This window comes from Streptomyces sp. CA-251387, assembly GCF_050936625.1.
Classification (GTDB): domain Bacteria; phylum Actinomycetota; class Actinomycetes; order Streptomycetales; family Streptomycetaceae; genus Streptomyces.
Map to the genome: position 1 here is coordinate 3,179,860 of NZ_JBNJMJ010000001.1, position 18,576 is coordinate 3,198,435.

General features: G+C 71.7%; 12 protein-coding genes. All 12 read right to left on the bottom strand.

Features of this window, described 5'->3' with window-relative positions; translation table 11 throughout:
- Positions 1-59 precede the first annotated feature (59 nt).
- The 12 genes from ACQEV2_RS14210 to ACQEV2_RS14265 all read right to left on the bottom strand — a co-directional run bounded on the left by ACQEV2_RS14210 (position 60) and on the right by ACQEV2_RS14265 (position 18,540).
- Complete coding sequence (locus ACQEV2_RS14210; protein ID WP_433039994.1) at positions 60-1,598, bottom strand: FG-GAP-like repeat-containing protein; 1,539 nt, start codon at positions 1,596-1,598, stop codon at positions 60-62.
- A gap of 62 nt (positions 1,599-1,660) precedes the next feature.
- Positions 1,661-3,094, bottom strand: coding sequence for an FG-GAP repeat domain-containing protein (locus ACQEV2_RS14215; RefSeq protein WP_433039996.1), 1,434 nt, complete (start codon positions 3,092-3,094; stop codon positions 1,661-1,663).
- A gap of 191 nt (positions 3,095-3,285) precedes the next feature.
- Entirely contained in the window at positions 3,286-4,731 is a 1,446-nt protein-coding gene (obgE, locus tag ACQEV2_RS14220) for a GTPase ObgE (protein WP_433039998.1), read from the bottom strand.
- Between the two features lie 147 nt (positions 4,732-4,878).
- Positions 4,879-5,133 (bottom strand): 50S ribosomal protein L27, encoded by a 255-nt coding sequence (rpmA, locus tag ACQEV2_RS14225; protein ID WP_030051735.1) that lies wholly within the window; start codon positions 5,131-5,133, stop codon positions 4,879-4,881.
- A gap of 14 nt (positions 5,134-5,147) precedes the next feature.
- Positions 5,148-5,468: a 50S ribosomal protein L21 gene (rplU, locus tag ACQEV2_RS14230; protein WP_004931419.1), complete on the bottom strand. Its 321-nt coding sequence runs from the start codon at positions 5,466-5,468 to the stop codon at positions 5,148-5,150.
- A gap of 249 nt (positions 5,469-5,717) precedes the next feature.
- Positions 5,718-9,941 carry an Rne/Rng family ribonuclease gene (locus tag ACQEV2_RS14235; protein WP_433040000.1) on the bottom strand — a complete coding sequence of 1,408 codons (4,224 nt, stop codon included), beginning with the start codon at positions 9,939-9,941 and terminating at the stop codon, positions 5,718-5,720.
- Positions 9,942-10,203: 262 nt separating this feature from the next.
- Positions 10,204-10,986 (bottom strand): TIGR03936 family radical SAM-associated protein, encoded by a 783-nt coding sequence (locus tag ACQEV2_RS14240; protein WP_433040002.1) that lies wholly within the window; start codon positions 10,984-10,986, stop codon positions 10,204-10,206.
- Between the two features lie 48 nt (positions 10,987-11,034).
- A complete protein-coding gene (locus tag ACQEV2_RS14245; protein WP_433040004.1) occupies positions 11,035-12,294 on the bottom strand; it encodes a hypothetical protein in 1,260 nt (419 codons plus the stop codon).
- A 64-nt stretch (positions 12,295-12,358) separates the two neighbouring features.
- A complete protein-coding gene (locus ACQEV2_RS14250) occupies positions 12,359-13,363 on the bottom strand; it encodes an esterase/lipase family protein (RefSeq protein ID WP_433040006.1) in 1,005 nt (334 codons plus the stop codon).
- Between the two features lie 113 nt (positions 13,364-13,476).
- Positions 13,477-14,661 carry an AAA family ATPase gene (locus ACQEV2_RS14255; protein WP_433040008.1) on the bottom strand — a complete coding sequence of 395 codons (1,185 nt, stop codon included), beginning with the start codon at positions 14,659-14,661 and terminating at the stop codon, positions 13,477-13,479.
- A 292-nt stretch (positions 14,662-14,953) separates the two neighbouring features.
- Positions 14,954-16,918, bottom strand: coding sequence for a TIGR03960 family B12-binding radical SAM protein (locus tag ACQEV2_RS14260; RefSeq protein WP_433040010.1), 1,965 nt, complete (start codon positions 16,916-16,918; stop codon positions 14,954-14,956).
- A 50-nt stretch (positions 16,919-16,968) separates the two neighbouring features.
- Positions 16,969-18,540, bottom strand: a complete 1,572-nt coding sequence (locus ACQEV2_RS14265) for a CHAD domain-containing protein (protein WP_433040012.1) — start codon at positions 18,538-18,540, stop codon at positions 16,969-16,971.
- Positions 18,541-18,576: the final 36 nt, after the last annotated feature.

Genomic DNA, 18,576 nt, shown 5'->3' on the forward strand with positions numbered 1-18,576 from the left:
GGATGTCCGTGGGGGGGAGGTCTGCGCGTGACGTCCGTGGCGGATGTCGGTGGCGGATGTCAGTCCGCCAGCGAGGCCCCGAAGTTGGACCCGGTCGCGGGCAGGCCCATGGTGGTGGCGCCGAACGTGAAGGAGCCGCTCGCGGTGACACCGCTCGACGTGGCCGAGAAGACCCATGCGGCCCCGTTGCCCGCGTTCTCCGCCCAGTCGCCGACGACGAGGCCGTCCCTCTTGTCGCCGTTTGCGTCGACGAGGGCGGTGTCGGCGCCGAAACGATCCAGCTTCTCGGCGCTGCCGGGCACCCCGCCGGTGTTCTGGCTCAGGGACTTGATGCCGGTCGTGGTCAGGCCGCCCGCGCTGCCGCGCAGCACGAGGACGGTGCCGGCGTCGGTGAGGCCGTCGAAGTCCTCGCCGGGCAGCCCGGTCGCCACATCGAGGTAGCCGTCGCCGTTGGTGTCACCGATCGACAGGCCCGAGCCCATGCCGTCGTGGTACTCGCCGACGCCCGGCACTCCCGCGGTGTCCTGGTTGATCCACACGGGCTTACGGGTGTCGGAGACGCCGTTCGGGCCGCCGTAGAAGACGATCAACGCGCCGCCCTTGCTGGGGAGTTCGACGTCGCTGTCGTAGGTGTCGTCGACGTGGCCGACGACGATGTCTGCGTAGCCGTCCTTGTTGAGGTCGCCGATCTCGATGTCCTCGCCGCCGACGACCCGGCCCTGGGAGTCCTTCAGGGCACCTTTGAGGGTGAAGCCGTTCGGGCCGCCGACGAGCAGATCGACCGCACGGGAGTCGGGCTCGTCGACGAACGTGGAGCTGACGGCCAGGTCGGCGATGCCGTCGCCGGTCACGTCCCCGACGGCGATGCCGTCGAAGAAGGACATGCCCTCGGGGTCGACGGTGAACCGCCCGGAGCTCGCCGCGTCACCGCCGCGGCTGAAGGGTCCGCGCAGCACGGTGCCGTCTCCGGGCGAGTCGGGGTCGCCGTTCACGTCGGCCATCATCACCACATCCGGGTTCCGGTCGCCGTCGACGTCGCCCAGGGCGTAGGTGAGACCGGGGTAGCTCGTCTCCGGTATTCCGCTGAGCGGGGTAGGGGTGGCGGAAAGCCCCTTGGGTCCGCCCCAGTTGACGACGAGGAAGAGCCCGTCGTAGTTCGGGCCGTTCTGCGTGGGGGTCCGGTCCACCGTCGACACCAGGTCGGCGTAGCCGTCCCGGTCGAGATCCGCGCTCTGCAGTGCGCTGCCGTATCCGGTCTGCGGCACGCTCGTGTCCCGGCCCGGCCGGGTCAGCACCTGCTTGCGCGAGGTCGACAGCCCACTGGAAGAGCCGTACAGCACGCTGACCGCGCCGGCCTTCGCCGTGCTGCCCAGCGCGGTGCCGGGGGCGCCGATCGCCAGGTCGGGGTAGCCGTCGCCGTTGAAGTCGTCGCGCAGCCGCTTGGTGCTGGGCGTGGTCGCGGTCGCGGTCGCGGTGATGGTCGTCGCCTCGGGTGTGGCGGCGTTGACGGCGGGGACCAGGACGGCGCCGGTGACCAGGGCGATGCCGGCGGCGAGGATGAGCCGCCTGCGGCGCCGGGGAAGGGAATGCGAGACCATCGATTTCCTGACATAGGGGAGGGAACGCGTGGGCGGGGGAACGCGTGGGGGGTGACGAGGGATCAGCGCGGGAACCGCTCACCGAGCCTGGCGCCGCTCGCGACCGTCCCGAGCGTGCGCGCGCCGAAGGAGAAGGAGCCCTTGGCCGTGACGCCGGTGGAGCCGGACCGGAAGACCCATACGGCACCGGCGTACGAGTCCTCAGCCACCGCGGCTACGACGGGCTCGGCCCGGCCGTCGCCGTTGCCGTCGACGAGGGCGGTCCGCTCGCCGAAGCGGTCGCCCTTCTCGGCCGTACCGGGAACGTCGGCGCTGTTCTGGCTGAAGAGTCTGCTGCCGGCCCCGGTGGGCCCGTCCGGTCCGCCGGGTACGACGACGAAGGCACCGGCCTGCTGCACCGTGCCCAGGTCCTCGTACGGGTCGCCGGCCAGGACGTCGCCGTAGCCGTCGCCGTTCACGTCGCCGACCGAGAGGTCGTAGCCGAGGAAGTCCTCGGGCTCGTCGGTGCCGGGCACTGAGGGGGTGTCCTGGGTGATGACCCGGGGAGCGACGGTGCCGGCGGGGCCGTTCGCGGTGCCGTAGAGGAACCTGAGGTTTCCGCCGCCCATGACGATGTCCGCACGACGGTCGCCGTTGACGTCGCCGAGGGCCAGCGAGTAACCGGCCCTGATCCTCTCGCCCTGTGCGTCCTTGAGGACGACGAGCGGCTGCAGGCCGTCGCGGCTGCCGCGCAGGAAGTTCAGGTGCTCGCCGCGGTCGCCCTCGTCGTCCGCGTCGTACGACTGGGCGACAGTGACGACGTCGGTGATGCCGTCGCCGTCCACATCATCGGCCGCCACGCGGACCAGCTGGATGTCGCCGTCGACGAGCTCCACCCCTGCCTGGGCGACGGGCATACCGTCGCGTCCGAAGGGCCCGTACTCCACGCGGCCGTTGTCGAGCAGGTCCTGATGGCCATCGCCGTTGAAATCGCCGGTGACGGTTCCGTAGCCGCTCTGGTACCGGCCGTCACCGACGTCGGGCCGCACCTTCCCCGAGGTGAAACCGCCAGGACCGCCCCACAGCACGGTCCGGCTGCCCTGCCGGGCGATGCCGCCCTGCTCCCACTGCTCCCCGTCGGCCGACACCTGCAGATCGGTGTACCCGTCGCCGTCCAGGTCGGCGACGACGAGGTGCGAGCCGAAGCGGTCACCGGCCTCGACGGTGCCTGGAATCCCGGCGGAGGCCTGCGTGTACACCTTCTTGGCCGCGCCGGTCAGCCCACGCGCCGACCCGTACAGTACGGCCACGTATCCGGCGTCGGCCTTTCCGCCCACGGTGGCGTGGGAAGCGGCCACGGCGAGGTCGCCGTAGCCGTCACCGTTGAAGTCCTGGCGCACACCGACGGCCGCCGCAGCCTGGGCCGCCCCCGCCGGCGCCGCACCCACGCTCGCACCCACCAGGGCGATCGCCACCATCACGGCATGCCGCGTCCTGCGCGATACAGCCTCGACCACGTCGACTCCGGGAATCCGATGGGAAGTTGAACGCGGAGAGGACCAAGATCCTCATCCACGCCGCCCAGTACGACTCACCAGAGAGACGCTTGGTTGTGTTGAGATACGCCGCGGCTTTCCCTGCCGTTAACCGACTTGGCGCGCGGCACGCCGGGCACCCTTCGACGGACGCCCGGCGCAGCCGACGCCCTTTAGAACGGCTCGAAGTCGTCGAACTCCCGCGCCGCCTCGTCCCGCTCGGCCTGCTTGTCCCGCCGCCGCTGCGCGGCAGGCCGCGGCGCCTCGAACCGATGGTCCTCGCCGCGCCGCCCGAGCATCTCCGCCCCGGCCGTCACGGTCGGCTCCCAGTCGAAGACGACGGCGTTCTCCTCGGGCCCGATGGCGACACCGTCGCCCGATCGGGCCCCCGCCTTCATCAACTCCTCTTCCACACCGAGCCGGTTGAGCCGATCGGCGAGATACCCCACGGCCTCGTCGTTGTTGAAGTCGGTCTGCCGCACCCACCGCTCGGGCTTCTCCCCGCGCACCCGGAACAGGGGCTCGCCGCCGACCTCCTCGCGCGTCACGGTGAAGCCCGCGTCGTCGACGGCCTTCGGCCGGATCACGATCCGCGTCGCCTCTTCCTTCGGCTTCGCGGCCCGCGCCTTGGCGACCAGGTCGGCCAGCGCGAACGACAGCTCCTTCAGCCCGAGGTGCGCAACGGCGGACACCTCGAAGACCCGGTACCCCCGAGCCTCCAGATCCGGCCGCACCATCTCGGCGAGGTCCTTGCCGTCCGGCACGTCGATCTTGTTCAGGACCACGATCCGCGGCCGGTTGTCCAGCCCGCCGTACTCCCGCAGCTCCGCCTCGATGACGTCCAGGTCGGAGACGGGGTCCCGCTCGGACTCCAGCGTCGCGGTGTCCAGGACGTGCACGAGCACGCTGCACCGCTCGACGTGCCGCAGGAACTCGAGCCCCAGGCCCTTGCCCTGGCTGGCGCCCGGGATGAGCCCCGGGACGTCGGCGATGGTGTACACGGTCGAACCGGCCGTCACCACACCGAGGTTCGGCACGAGGGTCGTGAAGGGGTAGTCCGCGATCTTCGGCTTGGCGGCGCTCAGCACGGAGATCAGCGAGGACTTGCCGGCGCTCGGGTACCCCACCAGCGCCACGTCGGCGACCGTCTTGAGCTCCAGGACGATGTCCTGGAGGTCCCCCGGCTCTCCGAGCAGCGCGAACCCCGGCGCCTTGCGCCGCGCCGACGCCAGCGCGGCGTTGCCGAGCCCGCCCCGGCCGCCCTGCGCGGCGACGTACGACGTCCCGTGCCCGACCAGGTCGGCGAGCACATTGCCCGCCTTGTCGAGGACGACGGTGCCGTCCGGCACGGGAAGGACCAGGTCCTGGCCGTCCTTCCCCGAGCGGTTGCCGCCCTCGCCGGGCTTGCCGTTGGTGGCCTTGCGGTGCGGGGAGTGGTGGTAGTCGAGCAGGGTCGTGATCGACTGGTCGACGGTGAGGATCACGTCACCGCCGCGCCCGCCGTTGCCGCCGTCGGGCCCGCCGAGCGGCTTGAACTTCTCACGGTGGACGGAGGCACAGCCGTGGCCTCCGTTACCCGCGGCGACGTGCAGCTCGACGCGGTCCACGAAGGTGGTCATGGTTCAGTGCCTCCAGTTACATACGGAAATGTCTTAGACGTAACACGCGAAAGGCGGACCCGCCTTCCCACAGGGGAAGTGAGGTCCGCCTCGCGAAACGCTCTACGGCGCCTGAGCCCGGAACCGGGCTGCCCGGAAGGGGCTGTGTCAGGCGACCGGAACGATGTTCACGACCTTGCGGCCACGGCTGGTGCCGAACTCCACCGCACCGGCCTGCAGCGCGAACAGCGTGTCGTCGCCGCCACGGCCGACGCCGGCGCCCGGGTGGAAGTGGGTGCCGCGCTGACGGACCAGGATCTCGCCCGCGTTGACGACCTGACCGCCGAAGCGCTTCACGCCGAGGCGCTGAGCGTTGGAGTCACGACCGTTACGGGTGGACGATGCGCCCTTCTTGTGTGCCATCTCTCCTCAGTCCCTTACTTCGCAGCCGCGGGGATCTCAGTGACCTTGATCGCCGTGTACTGCTGGCGGTGGCCCTGACGACGGCGGTAGCCGGTCTTGTTCTTGTAGCGCAGAATGTCGATCTTCTGGCCCTTGTGGTGGTCCACGACCTCGGCCTGGACCTTGATGCCGGCCAGCACCCACGGGTCACTGGTCACAGCGTCGCCGTCGACAACGAGCAGGGTCGAGAGCTCGACCGTGTCGCCAACCTTGGCAGTGGAAATCTTGTCAACCTCAACGATGTCGCCGACAGCAACCTTGTGCTGGCGACCACCGCTGCGCACGATGGCGTACACGCGGATCTCACTCTCTCGCTCGGGAACGGCACCCCCGCAGTCCAGCCACCCGGCACGGGCAGCCTCTCCGGAACAGCCGGTGCGGAACACCCAGCGCTCTGGAGGAAGAGGTTTACGGGGATGTGGCGCGCCCATATCCAAGGACACGCCGACGGTCAAGGTTACGGGGCCGTGGCCGAGGGGGTCAAACCGGGCCGGGCTCCGTAGCTGTGCGGCCGGTCACGTCGGACCGGCCGCACAGGGCACTGCTCAGCTTTCGTCGGTGGCGGCGGAGACCGTGGTCTTCTTCGCCGTCGACTTGGCCGCGGCCGTCTTGGCGGTCTTCGCCGCCTTCTTGGCCGTGGCCTTCTTGGCGACCGTCTTCTTGGCCGCGGTCTTCTTGGTGGCGGCCTTCTTCGCCGTGGCCTTCTTGGCCGTCTTACGGGCCGTCTTCTTGGCCGGAGCCGCCTCCTCGGCGCCCTCCTCGGCAGCCGGGGCCTCGGCCGCAGCGGTGGGCTCCGCCTGTGCCTCCGCGGCCGGGACGACCACGACGGCCGCCTCCTCGGACGCGGTCGGCGCGGTGGCCTTGCGCACGGCCCGGCGCCGCGGACGGGCCGGAGCGGCGCTCTCCGCGACCGGCTCGCTGACACCCTCGGCGACCTCGGCCCGCTCGGCCGCGGCCGGGGCCTGTGCTGCCCCGGCCTGCTGCTCGGGCGCCTTCGCGGCGGTCTCGCTGACCGTCACCACGGCGACCTCGGCCCCCGTCGGCGACCCGGCGGGCGCGGTCACCTTACGGGTCGCACGACGGCGCGTACGTCCCTTCGGCGCGGCCTCCTCGGCTGCCGGGGCCCGGTCGGCGGCCGGCGCCTCGACGACCGCGTCCTCCACGGCGGCCGGCTCGGCCTTCGCCTCGGCGGCCGGCTCCGGCTGCACCGGACGCGCGACCTCCTCCTCGACGGTGACGTCCTGAGCCGTGGGGACAGCCTCGGGCTTCACCCCGTCCGGCTTCGGCGCACCCGCCGGAGCAGACACCCGCCGGCCGCCACGGCGCCGCGAGCGACCGCCCCGCGCGACCGCGGCCTCCGCCTCGGCGACGCTGCTGTACAGCTCCTCGTCCGGCGCGAAGGCGGGCTCGGGGAGCGCGGCGGGCACGGCGGCCTCGGCTGCGACCTCGGCCTCGGTCTCCGCCTCCTCCTCGGCCGTCTCGACCGCCTCGGCGGCGACCGTGGCCTCGTGCACCTGCTCGGGACCGGCACCGGCACGCGCGCGCTTCTTGCGCTTGCCGCCGCCACCGACGGCCGTCGGCTGCTCCATGTGCACGATGACCCCGCGGCCGTTGCAGTGGACGCAGGTCTCGGAGAACGACTCCAGCAGGCCCTGGCCGACCCGCTTGCGGGTCATCTGGACCAGGCCCAGCGAGGTCACTTCCGCCACCTGGTGCTTCGTACGGTCGCGGCCCAGGCACTCCAGGAGGCGCCGCAGCACCAGGTCCCGGTTGGACTCCAGGACCATGTCGATGAAGTCGATGACGATGATGCCGCCGAGGTCGCGCAGCCGCAGCTGGCGGACGATCTCCTCGGCCGCCTCCAGGTTGTTCCTGGTGACGGTCTCCTCGAGGTTGCCGCCCTGGCCGGTGAACTTGCCGGTGTTGACGTCGATGACGACCATCGCCTCGGTCCGGTCGATCACCAGCGAACCGCCGCTGGGCAGCCAGACCTTGCGGTCGAGGGCCTTGGCGAGCTGCTCGTCGATCCGGTACGTGGCGAAGACGTCGACCTCACTGGTCCACTTCTGCAGCCGCTCGGCGAGGTCGGGCGCGACGTGGGAGACGTACCCGTGGACGGTCTCCCAGGCCTCGTCACCGCTGACGATGACCTTGGAGAAGTCCTCGTTGAAGATGTCGCGGACGACGCGGACGGTCATGTCCGGCTCGCCGTACAGCAGCGTCGGCGCGTTGCCGTTCTTGGACTTCTTCTGGATGTCCTCCCACTGCGCCTGCAGCCGCTCGACGTCCCGGCGCAGCTCGTCCTCGCTCGCGCCCTCGGCGGCGGTGCGCACGATGACGCCCGCGTCCTCGGGGACGATCTTCTTGAGGATGGTCTTCAGCCGGGCCCGCTCGGTGTCGGGCAGCTTGCGGCTGATGCCGGTCATGGAGCCTTCGGGTACGTACACGAGGTAGCGGCCCGGGAGGGAGACCTGGCTGGTCAGACGCGCGCCCTTGTGCCCGATCGGGTCCTTGGTGACCTGCACGAGGACCGACTGACCGGACTTGAGGGCGGACTCGATGCGCCGCGGGCCGTTGGCCATGCCCAGCGCCTCGAAGTTGACCTCACCGGCGTACAGGACGGCGTTGCGCCCCTTGCCGATGTCGATGAAGGCGGCCTCCATGGACGGCAGCACGTTCTGGACCTTGCCCAGGTAGACGTTGCCGACGTACGAGGTCGACTGCTCCTTGTTGACGTAGTGCTCGACGAGCACGTTGTCCTCGAGGACGCCGATCTGCGTGCGGTCGCCGTGCTGACGGACGACCATCACGCGCTCGACGGCCTCGCGGCGGGCGAGGAACTCGGCCTCGGTGATGATCGGGACGCGACGGCGGCCCTGCTCACGGCCTTCCCGGCGGCGCTGCTTCTTGGCCTCCAGGCGCGTGGAGCCCTTGATGGACTGCACCTCGTCGGACGGCTCGGCACCCTTCTCCCGCGCGGGACGGGGCTCGCGGACCTTGACGACGGTGCGCTCGGGGTCGCCCTCGCCGGGCTCGGTGTCGACGCTGGTCTCACCGGCGCGACGGCGACGGCGACGGCGACGCCGGCTGCTGGAGGTGGAGACGCCGCCCTCTTCGCGGGCGTCCTCGGCGTCCTCTTCCTCCTGCTCGGCGGTGTCCTCGGCGTCCTGTGCGGCCTGCGCGGCGGCGAGCTCCTCGGCGTCACCGCTCTCGGTCTCGCTGTCGGGGGCCTCGCCACGACGACGGCGCCGGCCACCGCGCCGACGACGGCGGCGCGATCCGGTCTCCTCCGTCTCGTCGGCCTCCTCGCCCTCGGCGATGTCCTGGGCGGCCTCTTCGGCTTCCTCGGTCTCGTCCTCGGCGGCGGCCTCTACGCCCTGGGCCTCGGCCTCCTCACCGAAGGCACCGCCCCGGCGCCGGCGACGACGCCGCGACGCGCCGGGCTGCTCCTCCGGGAACTCCTCGACGTCCTCGGTCTCGGCCTCCGCGGCTGCCTCGGCGGCGGCCCGCTCGGGCGTCTGGAACTGCGGCTCGGTGAACACGGGCGCCTGGAACACGGCCATGGCGGGACGCGCCGGCCGCGGAGCCTCGGGCGCCTCGGCGGCGCTGGTCCGAGCGGGCTCGGCGAATCCGGTGGCGGCGCGTCGCACCACCCGGCGGCGACGGCGGGGGGCCGCTTCCTCGACGGTCTCGGCGGCGGGGGCGACCGGGGTACGGGTCTCGTCGGCGGGTGCCTCGGCGGGCGCGCCGACACCGGTGACGGCAGCGGTCTCCGTGTCGATACCGGGGGTCACGGGGGTCTCCGCGGTCAGCGGCGCCTCAGCGGGAGCCTCGGCAGCGGCCGCGGGCGCCTCGTCGGTGGCCGCGGGTGCGGACACGCGCCGCGTGGCGCGACGACGCGTACGACGCGGAGCGGCCTCGGCGGCCTCGGCAACGTCAGCGGACTCGACGGCCGCAGCAGCTTCCTCCGCCTCCTCCGCCTCGGCAGAGACGTCGGCACTCACGGGCACCTCGGCGGCACCGGCCTCCGCAGACGCGGCGGCCTCGGCGTCGGCCGGAGCACCGGCGGCGGGCGCGGACGCCCTGCGCACGGCACGCCGACGCGTACGACGCGGAGCGGCCTCCTCAGCGGGAACGGCGGCCTCGGCAGGCGCGGCGGTCACCTCGGCGGCGGCACCGGAGACGACGGTCTCGGCAGCCTCCGCCGGCGCGGGAGCACCGGCAGGCGCCGAGGCCCGGCGCACCGCACGCCGACGCGGGCGCGCGGGCGCAGCCTCCTCGGTGACCTCCGCGCTCACAGCCGCAGGCGCTTCGGCGGGGGCCGCGGTCGTCTCCTCCGCGCCGGGCGCGGCAGCGGCCGGCACCACGGTCTCGGCGGCCTCGGCAGCCGCAAGCGACCCGGCAGGCGCGGCGGCCCGGCGCACCACACGCCGACGCGGACGACCGGCAGATGCGGCCTCCTCGGCAGCCGCAGCCGCCTCCGCCGCCTCTTGGGTCTCTTCGCTCTCTTCAGCCTCGGCAGCCTCAAGAGTCACGTCGGCCTCGACGCTCTCCTCGGCCTTCGCGGCGTCATCGCTCAGCGCCGCGACATCGGCGGGCTCAGCAGCCGGTATGGCCGGCTCGACCACCTCTGTGGGCTGCGCCTCGGCGGCAGCCGACGGCGGGCCCGCCGGGCGGGACGCGGCACGGCGCCGCCGGCGCGGCGGCAGGGTGTCGCTGGGTGTGTTGAGTTCTTCGGAACCCTGGGTGGGTTCGGTCGGCTCGAGCATGCGGGCGTTTCTCCCGTCAGGCTCCCGGGCGCCGCGCCTGGTCCGGCGAGGTGCCGGTGACGTCCGCGGCTCGCGCGATGCGCGACTGCCGCCGTCCGGGGCGCGGGCGCCGCACGGGAGCTCTCTGTGTCCTGTCTCGCCGGTTCCGTACGCCGAATGCGTACGGCCTGGCGAAAGTCTTCTGGTCGGTGCGCTGCCCGACCCAGGTGGCTCCCGAGTACGAGGGCGGCGCTTCGACGTCCGTCCCTACGCGGAACCTTCCTTACGCCGACGCCGCCGCGGCGGCAGCGGTCTCGGCCTCGGTTGGGGCCGTCGCTGCCTCGCGGTCGGGCGCGAGCGGGTCGGTCACCGTGCCGGTCTCTTCATCGAACAGCCCCTGCGCCAGCCTGGTCACCGCTGCGGGGACCGGCGGCGCCAGGTCGGCCACGGCGCGGAGACCGGACAGGACGTCGTCGGGTCGTACGGCAGGCGTCACGTGCCGAACAACCAGCCGCAGTATCGCACAGGGCTGGTCGGTCGGCCTATCAGCCGCCGAACTGTGCGTTTCTGTTCCGTTGGTGCTTTGCAGGTCGACGACCGCGGGGCGGGCGTCGAAGGTGCGCAGGCCGTTCTTGGTCATGCGCTGGACCTCGACGACCTCGGCGGCGTTGAAAGCGGCCACCGCGCGCTCGGCGTCGGCCGGGTCCACGCCGTCGAGCCGCAGCTCCCAGACGGACGCCGTGAGCCGGTCGGCGAGCCCGGAGGTCCGGGCCTCGACCGCCTCGATGACGTCGAGCCCGGCGGGCAGCGACTCGTCGAGGAGCACTCTCAGCTGCTCCGGATCGCGCGCTTCGGTGAGCGCGATCTCCAGATACTCCGCCTCACTGCCCGTGCCGGTGGGTGCGGCATTGGCGTACGACACCTTCGGATGCGGCGTGAACCCCGCCGAGTACGCCATCGGCACCTCGGCACGGCGCAGCGCACGCTCGAAGGCGCGCTGGAAGTCACGGTGGCTGGTGAACCGGAGGCGGCCGCGCTTGGTGTAGCGCAGTCGGATGCGCTGCACCGCGGGTGCGGGCGGCGGGCCTTCGGGCTGTCGCTTGCCCAGTGTCGTTCAGTCCTTCGTGAGAGCGGTCGTACTGCTACCAAGAGTACGTGTCTCACGGCCGCGAGGTTCCCGCCGGTCCACAGCCTCCCGCTGCCTCGGCTCCCCGAACAGCATCCGCCGGAAGTCGGCGCGCGCCTGCCGTACGGACTCGCGGGCCACGGTGAGGGCCTGCCGGGTGGCCCGGCCCACGTTGCGGGCGGCCTCGGCGACGGGCCGCAGCACCGCGTCGCGGACGACGTGCCCGACCGGCGTGAGGACCGTCCGGTACACCCAGCGCACCGGCTCGACGAAGGTCCACCGGAAGAGGTTCGCGAGGAACCGGCCGACGGCGAGCGAGATCCGCCCGGCGATCCGCCACGCGTGCCCGAGCGCGTCCCATGTCTCCCTGCCGATGAAGGCGAGCACGCGGCCGACGGGCGCGAGGACCCACCGGTACAGGGCCAGGGCGGGCAGCACGAACAGCACGCGGGCGGTCCAGTAGAGGGCGATCCCGATCCCGGTGACGACCGTGCTCACCAGCCACACAAGCCCCCACGCGCACCAGGCGACCGCCCGGCCGACCGGCGCGAGGACCCACCGGTACAGGCCCAGCGCGGGCAGCACGAACAGCACCCGGGCGGTCCAGTACAGCGCGATCCCGATCCCGGTGACGACCGTGCTCACCAGCCACACAAGCCCCCTCGCGCACCAGGCGACCGCCCGGCCGACCGGCGCGAGGACCCACGCGTACACCCACAGGGCGGGAACGACGAGGAGATAGCGCCCCAGCCAAGCCACGGCCCCCAACACACCGATCCCGATCGCGGCGAGTACGGCGCCCAGCCCCCTGAGGACCCACATCACCGCATGACCGGTGGGTGTGAGCACGCGCGCGTACAGCCACGCCAGTCCGGCCCCGATGCCTCGGACCACCCACGCGCACGCGTGCCCCACCGGAGTCAGCACATACCGGTACACCCACACCGCGGGCACGACGACGAGCACGTTCCCCAGCCAGACGAGCCCCTTCGCGACCGGCACGACGAGGTACCGCCACAGCCCCACGAACGGCCACACGAACACCGCCCGCCCGAGCCACAGCAGCGCCCGCCCGAGGGGCCGCAACACCGCGTCGTTCACCAACCGCCCGGCGACCACGAGCGCGTCCCACGCCATCCGCACCGGCACGACCAGCACGAGCGCGACGATCCGCACCGGAATGCGGATCGCGACGACCAGGCACCCCTCGGGTTCCTGGCGCTGCGGCGGCGCCTTTTCGAGATCCATACCGTCGTAGACGTCGGAACGGCCTGGCCGGATGCAGTTGTCCTGCGTGTTCCTGCGCGCGGTCTCAGCCGCCGAGTACCGGCAGGGAGACGCCGCAGCGGACGGGCCGTGCGTGAGCGGGATCGAGGGCGTTGCTCACGAGTTGGGCGGCGTTGGTGTCGTACGAGAGTGACACGTGTTCGGAGAGGTCCGCCGGGCAGACCTCCTGGATCAGGACGTTCCGGACGGTTGCGCCCGGTCCCGCGGTGAGGAACTGGTTCTGGTACGGGGTGGCGACCTCGTCGAACCGGGTGGCGATGACGGTGTAGTCGACCCCCGGCTGCGTGTCCCCGCCCCGGTCCAGCTTCCGGTTCACCTCGGAGCCGACCATCTGATCCGCGTACGCCTGGCCGACAAGGGCGGACACGGTCGGGTTGAGACCCAGTTCGGTGGTCAGCGTGCCGAGACCGGAGGCGGTCACACCGTGGTTGGAGGGTGCCAGGCCGATGAGGCTGTGCACCTTGTTCCGTTTCGGATGCGCGGGATCCGTGCCGCCCTCGAACCGCAGATACCAGCGGGGCGTCGGACCGCCGCCCTGGGAGTGCCCGACGAGGTCGACCTGGCGGGCACCGGTGGCCTTCAGTACGCGGTCGACGTAACGGGCGACCTGCCGCGCGGAGTCCGGGACAGGGCCGTTGGCCTTGAACGGACTGCCCGGGGCCCCGCCGTAGTTGGGAGCGAAGACGCAATAGCCCTGCCGCTTCAGCCACGGGGCCAGCATGCTCCAGTTGGAAGCGGCGTTCGTCCAGGTCGCGTGCACCAGCACGACCGGGCGCGGATGCCGACGCGTGGGCCGGCAGCTCCAGTCGTTGGCACCGGACGGCGACGCCTCCGGGTGAACGAGCCCCCCGAGGAACGCCGCGGGGGCGGCGAGAAGCCGCCCCGGCGGTCGCGGAGGCACGGGTCCGTCGGATGCGGCCGCCACGCCCTGCAGGCCCACGGTCAGCGACAGGGCGACGCCCCCGCAGACCGCGGCCCACCTGCTGCGCCGCCGGTTCGAGCGTCTCCGGGAAACCTTCCGATCCGACATCGGGCCACTCCTCGTCTCCACGCCGGCCGAGCGCCGACGCGAAGATGATCGAGGAGCGGCTCCCCTGAGGACTCAACAGCCGCTCGCGGCACCTCTGATGGAGCAGACCGCTTTCATCCGTCCAGCCCACCGAGCGCGGAGTCAAGACTCCCCTGGGTCACTGCCTCTCCAGTGGCCGCCGCCAGCAGCGCGGGCGTGATGAGCGAGAGCGGGATGGGCGCGTCCGCGCACAGGGCGAGCAACCGCAGCAGAGGGCGGGCCAACGGGTGGCCTTCCGCCGACAGTTGATCGAGCGAGAGCTCCCAAGTGTGCCGCACCACACGGCGAGCGACCTCGGGATCAGTGGCGTTGGGATCCTCGGCGCCCAGAAGCGAGGGCAGGTCTGCTTCGAGCGCTTGCCGGTAGGCGGTGAACGTGCGGTAGCGGCTGGTAGGCCTTGTGAGGTAGGCGCCCACCGCACACAGCGCCAGCGGTAAGCCGCCCAGCCGAACAGCCAGCGCCTCCGCCTCTTCCGGGGTACCCGACCCAGGTGCGGCGTCAAGGAGCACCTGGCCGGCCGCGCGCGCCGTGAGAGGGGCCAGGTGCACGAGCTCGGCACACGGTCCCCAAGTGGCGGGCGCGGTGTCGCGGCTGGTGACGAGGAGCAGCCCCCCGCCGTGAGGGCGGATCCAGCCGCGGTAGTCGCCAACCTTCTCGGATTCCGGCCCTATCGCGTTGGTGTCGTCGGCGTTGTCGATGACCAGCAGCCACTTGCGTGTGGCGGCGAGTTGTCGCCACACCACGTCGGGCAGGTTCTCGTAACCCGCGCGGGCCTGCTCCAGGACTCCCATGGGCAGGCCGCAGGCCAGCGCAACCCGGGTGAGGTGCTCGCTCAGCGCGATCGGGTCGCGCCAGCGGATCCAGAACACCGCATGCCCGGCCTTTTCCGCCTGCGCGCAGAGGGCTGCCGCCACGGTCGTCTTCCCGATACCCCCCGCCGCGCAGACCACCGCGAACCTGCCGTCCGGACGGCGCAGCAGCCTGGTGAGGCGGGCGAGCTCCGCCTCACGACCGTGGACACGATCCACGGGAACATGCGGAGGGCGCAGCGAGTCCAAGGCCGCGGAGGTCAACGAGCCCACACTCAGCAGCCGGGCAGGCGGCGGCTCGCCCTCCTCCAAGCGCCTGCTGAGCAGTCCCAGACCCACGCTCAGCGGCGCCAGCACCGCAAACACCGGCCAGATCAACCACGGATTCTGTGCCCACGCGGGGGCGAACTCACTCGCGTAGTTCGCCACCGACTCCAACAGCACGATCACGATCGCCAAGGTCCCGGTAGCCAGCGATCCCAGCCCCGCACGCCGCCTTTGCTGCACCCTTCGCCCCCCACCCGGCCCGCTGCTGCGCCGGCACCAGCATGCCCGAGCCGCGCCGGGCGTGAACGACACACGGCAGGACACAGTCAGCAAAGAGGAACGGTTGGCACAGGACGTACAGGCCGCTGGCAACGAGCCCATGGGCCGGCGCCTCACGATCGACCGTTCCGGCGGGTCACCCCGTCAGTAGCGCGAAGACGAGCCCTGGCCGTCGACTACCCGTGCCTCACTCACCTCAGTGCGAGTGCCCGCTGGGAGCAGGCGCAGCGTTCTTGACCGTCAGAGGCAGCAGCTTCTTGCCGGTCGGGCCGATCTGGATGTGGGTGTCCATCTGCGGGCACACCCCGCAGTCGAAGCACGGCGTCCACCGGCAGTCCTCGACCTCGGTCTCGTCGAGGGCGTCCTGCCAGTCCTCCCAGAGCCAGTCCTTGTCGAGGCCGGAGTCGAGGTGGTCCCAGGGGAGGACCTCCTCGTACGTGCGCTCGCGCGTCGTGTACCAGTCGACGTCCACGCCGAACGGCGCCAGCGCCTTCTCCGCGCAACTCATCCAGCGGTCGTACGAGAAGTGCTCGCGCCAGCCGTCGAAGCGGCCGCCGTCGTCGTAGACCGCGCGGATGACGGCACCGATGCGGCGGTCGCCGCGGGAGAGCAGGCCCTCGACGATGCCGGGCTTGCCGTCGTGGTAGCGGAAGCCGATGGAGCGGCCGTACTTCTTGTCGCCGCGGATCTTGTCGCGGAGCTTCTCCAGGCGGGCGTCCGTCTCCTCCGCGCTCAGCTGCGGGGCCCACTGGAAGGGGGTGTGGGGCTTGGGGACGAAGCCGCCGATCGAGACCGTGCAGCGGATGTCATTGGAGCGGGAGACCTCGCGGCCCTTGGCGATGACCTTGGTCGCCATGTCGGCGATCTGCAGGACGTCGTCGTCGGTCTCGGTCGGCAGGCCGCACATGAAGTACAGCTTCACCTGGCGCCAGCCGTTGCCGTAGGCGGTGGCGACCGTGCGGATGAGGTCGTCCTCCGAGACCATCTTGTTGATGACCTTGCGGATGCGCTCAGAGCCGCCCTCGGGGGCGAAGGTCAGACCGGAGCGGCGGCCGTTGCGGGTCAGTTCGTTCGCCAGGTCGATGTTGAAGGCGTCGACGCGGGTGGAGGGGAGGGACAGGCCGATCTTGTCTTCCTCGTAGCGGTCGGCCAGGCCCTTGGCGATGTCGCCGATCTCCGAGTGGTCCGCCGAGGAGAGGGAGAGAAGGCCGACCTCCTCGAAGCCCGTCGCCTTCAGGCCCTTGTCGACCATCTCGCCGATGCCGGTGATCGAGCGCTCCCGGACCGGACGGGTGATCATGCCCGCCTGGCAGAAGCGGCAGCCGCGCGTGCAGCCGCGGAAGATCTCGACGGACATGCGCTCGTGGACCGTCTCCGCCAGGGGGACGAGGGGCTGCTTCGGGTACGGCCACTCGTCCAGGTCCATGACCGTGTGCTTCGACACGCGCCAGGGGACGCCGCTCTTGTTCGGTACGACACGGGCGATACGGCCGTCGGGGAGGTACTCGACGTCGTAGAACGCCGGGATGTACACCGAGCCCGTCTTCGCGAGGCGGAAGAGGACTTCCTCGCGGCCGCCCGGCTGCCCCTCCGCCTTCCACTTGCGGATGATCTCCGTCATGTCCAACACGGCCTGCTCGCCGTCGCCGATGATCGCCGCGTCGATGAAGTCGGCGATCGGCTCGGGGTTGAAGGCCGCGTGGCCGCCGGCCAGGACGATCGGGTCGTCGATGGTCCGGTCCTTGGACTCCAGCGGGATGCCGGCCAGGTCCAGGGCGGTGAGCATGTTCGTGTAGCCGAGCTCGGTGGAGAAGGAGAGGCCGAGCACGTCGAACGCCTTCACCGGGCGGTGGCTGTCCACCGTGAACTGCGGGACGCCGTGCTCCCGCATCAGCGCCTCCAGGTCCGGCCACACGCTGTACGTGCGCTCGGCGAGGACGCCCTCCTGCTCGTTCAGGACCTCGTAGAGGATCATGACGCCCTGGTTGGGCAGGCCGACCTCGTACGCGTCGGGATACATGAGCGCCCAGCGGACGTCACAGGACTCCCACGGCTTGACCGTGGAGTTGAGCTCTCCGCCGACGTACTGGATCGGCTTCTGCACATGGGGGAGCAGAGCTTCGAGCTGCGGGAACACCGACGCAGCGACTTCGGCAGGCATCTCGCGAACCTTCGTGAGCTGGACTGAACTGACAGGGGTGACCATCCAGCCTAACGCGGCCGCGAGGGTCCTCCGTACGCCCAGAAGCCCGCCCCGTCCTTGATCTTCGTCCACAGCGCCGGAAGGCCGGCCTCGTCCTCGGCCGCGCACCGCTCCTCACGCCCGTACAGCAGCCCGTACGTGAACGAGGGCTCCCCCGCCCCGTGCGCCTGCCGCGCCAGCTCCCGCAGCGCCTCTCGGGTCATCACGCTGTCCTGGTGGTCGCCGAGCAGGTTCTGCAGGCTCTTCATCGACTTCACCAGCCCGGCGGCCGGGCCGCCCAGGGCCGGAACCGCCGACTCCGCCGAGTACCGCGCCCGCTTGGCCTTCTTCCGGGCCTCGTGCAGCGCGAGGTCCCGGTCGTGCCCGGGCCCCAGCACCAGCGCCTGCTCGACCAGCCCGGACACAGCCGAGAAGTCCTTCCGTACGGCCTTCCCGATCACCTTCTCCGGCTTCCCGCCCGCCGCCTGAAGCAGAGGCGGGTCGGTCAGCAGCACGTCGAGGGTCTCCAGCAGCTGCAGATACCTTTTGCCGTCCAGTACGCCGATCAGCCGCCGTCGCGATCCTCCGCTGCGGGCGTGCGACCAGGTGCGCAGCCGGGTGCGGACGGGCCCGGACAGCAAGGTTCGCGGCAGTTCGTCGAGGGCGGCCGTGAGCCGCTCGGTCAGCACCTCCTGGTCCCGGTCGACGCCCAGCTCCCCGGCCAGCCACTTCAGCTCCTCGCCGATCGGGTCGGTCACGGTCCGGTCCAGGACCCTGCCGTAGGACCGGAAGGCGCTGCGCATCCGGCGAGTGGCGACGCGCATGCTGTGCACGGAGTCGTACACGTCCCGCCGCACGGCCGGGTCGAGCTCGACGACGGCGTCCCGCTGGGCGCGGAGGTAGGCGAGCACATGATCACCGGCGGTGACGGTGACCGGCGCCTGGGCCGCCCGCGCCTTCTTGCCCCGTTTCCTCTTCGGCGCCGTCTCCGCCAGGCCCCGCTGCAGCTTCGAGGCCGACGACGAGGGCCGTACGCCCGCCTTCTTCAGCCGCTTCTCGACCTTGTCGAGGAACGCCGGGTCGGTTCCGTCGGCCAGCTCCACCTCGATCTCGGTCCACTGTGCGCTGCCACCGCTGCCGCCGGTGCCGCCGGTGCCGCCGGTGCCGCTGAGGCGTTCGGCACGTACGGCGTCCACACTGACCTCGGCCAGCAACCGGCCGTCGACGTCGACGAGGTCGCGCACGTCGCGGTCGGAGCGCAGCCGGACCACGGGTACCAGCTCGGCGTCCCGGACCCGGGAGCGGACGAGGCCGGCGAGCGTGCGGGGCAGGGTGTCGGACAGCGGGGCCTGGATCTCGTCCCGTACCCCCGGGGCGACGGGGAACTTCAGATGCCAGCCCGCGTCGGAGCCGCCGGTCCTGCGACGCAGGGTGACCGACGACGCGGCGAGTCGCTCGTCCACGGTGTCGTAGTAGGTGGCGTCCAGCTGCGCGACACCCTTGTCGATGACGGCCGCGACCCCGGCGACGCCGGTCAGGTCGGGCAGGCCGCTGTCGTCGGATTCATACTTCCGCTCGATTTCGCGCTTGGTGTCCGCCATGAACCGAATCTAGTGGGCGTCACGATGGGGCGACAG

Coding starts and splice junctions, on each gene's coding strand:
- ACQEV2_RS14210 (WP_433039994.1), bottom strand. CDS start 1,598: ATGGTCTCGCATTCCCTTCCCCGGCGCCGCAGGCGGCTCATCCTCGCC.
- obgE (WP_433039998.1), bottom strand. CDS start 4,731: ATGACCACCTTCGTGGACCGCGTCGAGCTGCACGTCGCCGCGGGTAAC.
- rpmA (WP_030051735.1), bottom strand. CDS start 5,133: ATGGCACACAAGAAGGGCGCATCGTCCACCCGTAACGGTCGTGACTCC.
- ACQEV2_RS14235 (WP_433040000.1), bottom strand. CDS start 9,941: ATGCTCGAGCCGACCGAACCCACCCAGGGTTCCGAAGAACTCAACACA.
- ACQEV2_RS14245 (WP_433040004.1), bottom strand. CDS start 12,294: ATGGATCTCGAAAAGGCGCCGCCGCAGCGCCAGGAACCCGAGGGGTGC.
- ACQEV2_RS14250 (WP_433040006.1), bottom strand. CDS start 13,363: ATGTCGGATCGGAAGGTTTCCCGGAGACGCTCGAACCGGCGGCGCAGC.
- ACQEV2_RS14260 (WP_433040010.1), bottom strand. CDS start 16,918: ATGCCTGCCGAAGTCGCTGCGTCGGTGTTCCCGCAGCTCGAAGCTCTG.
- ACQEV2_RS14265 (WP_433040012.1), bottom strand. CDS start 18,540: ATGGCGGACACCAAGCGCGAAATCGAGCGGAAGTATGAATCCGACGAC.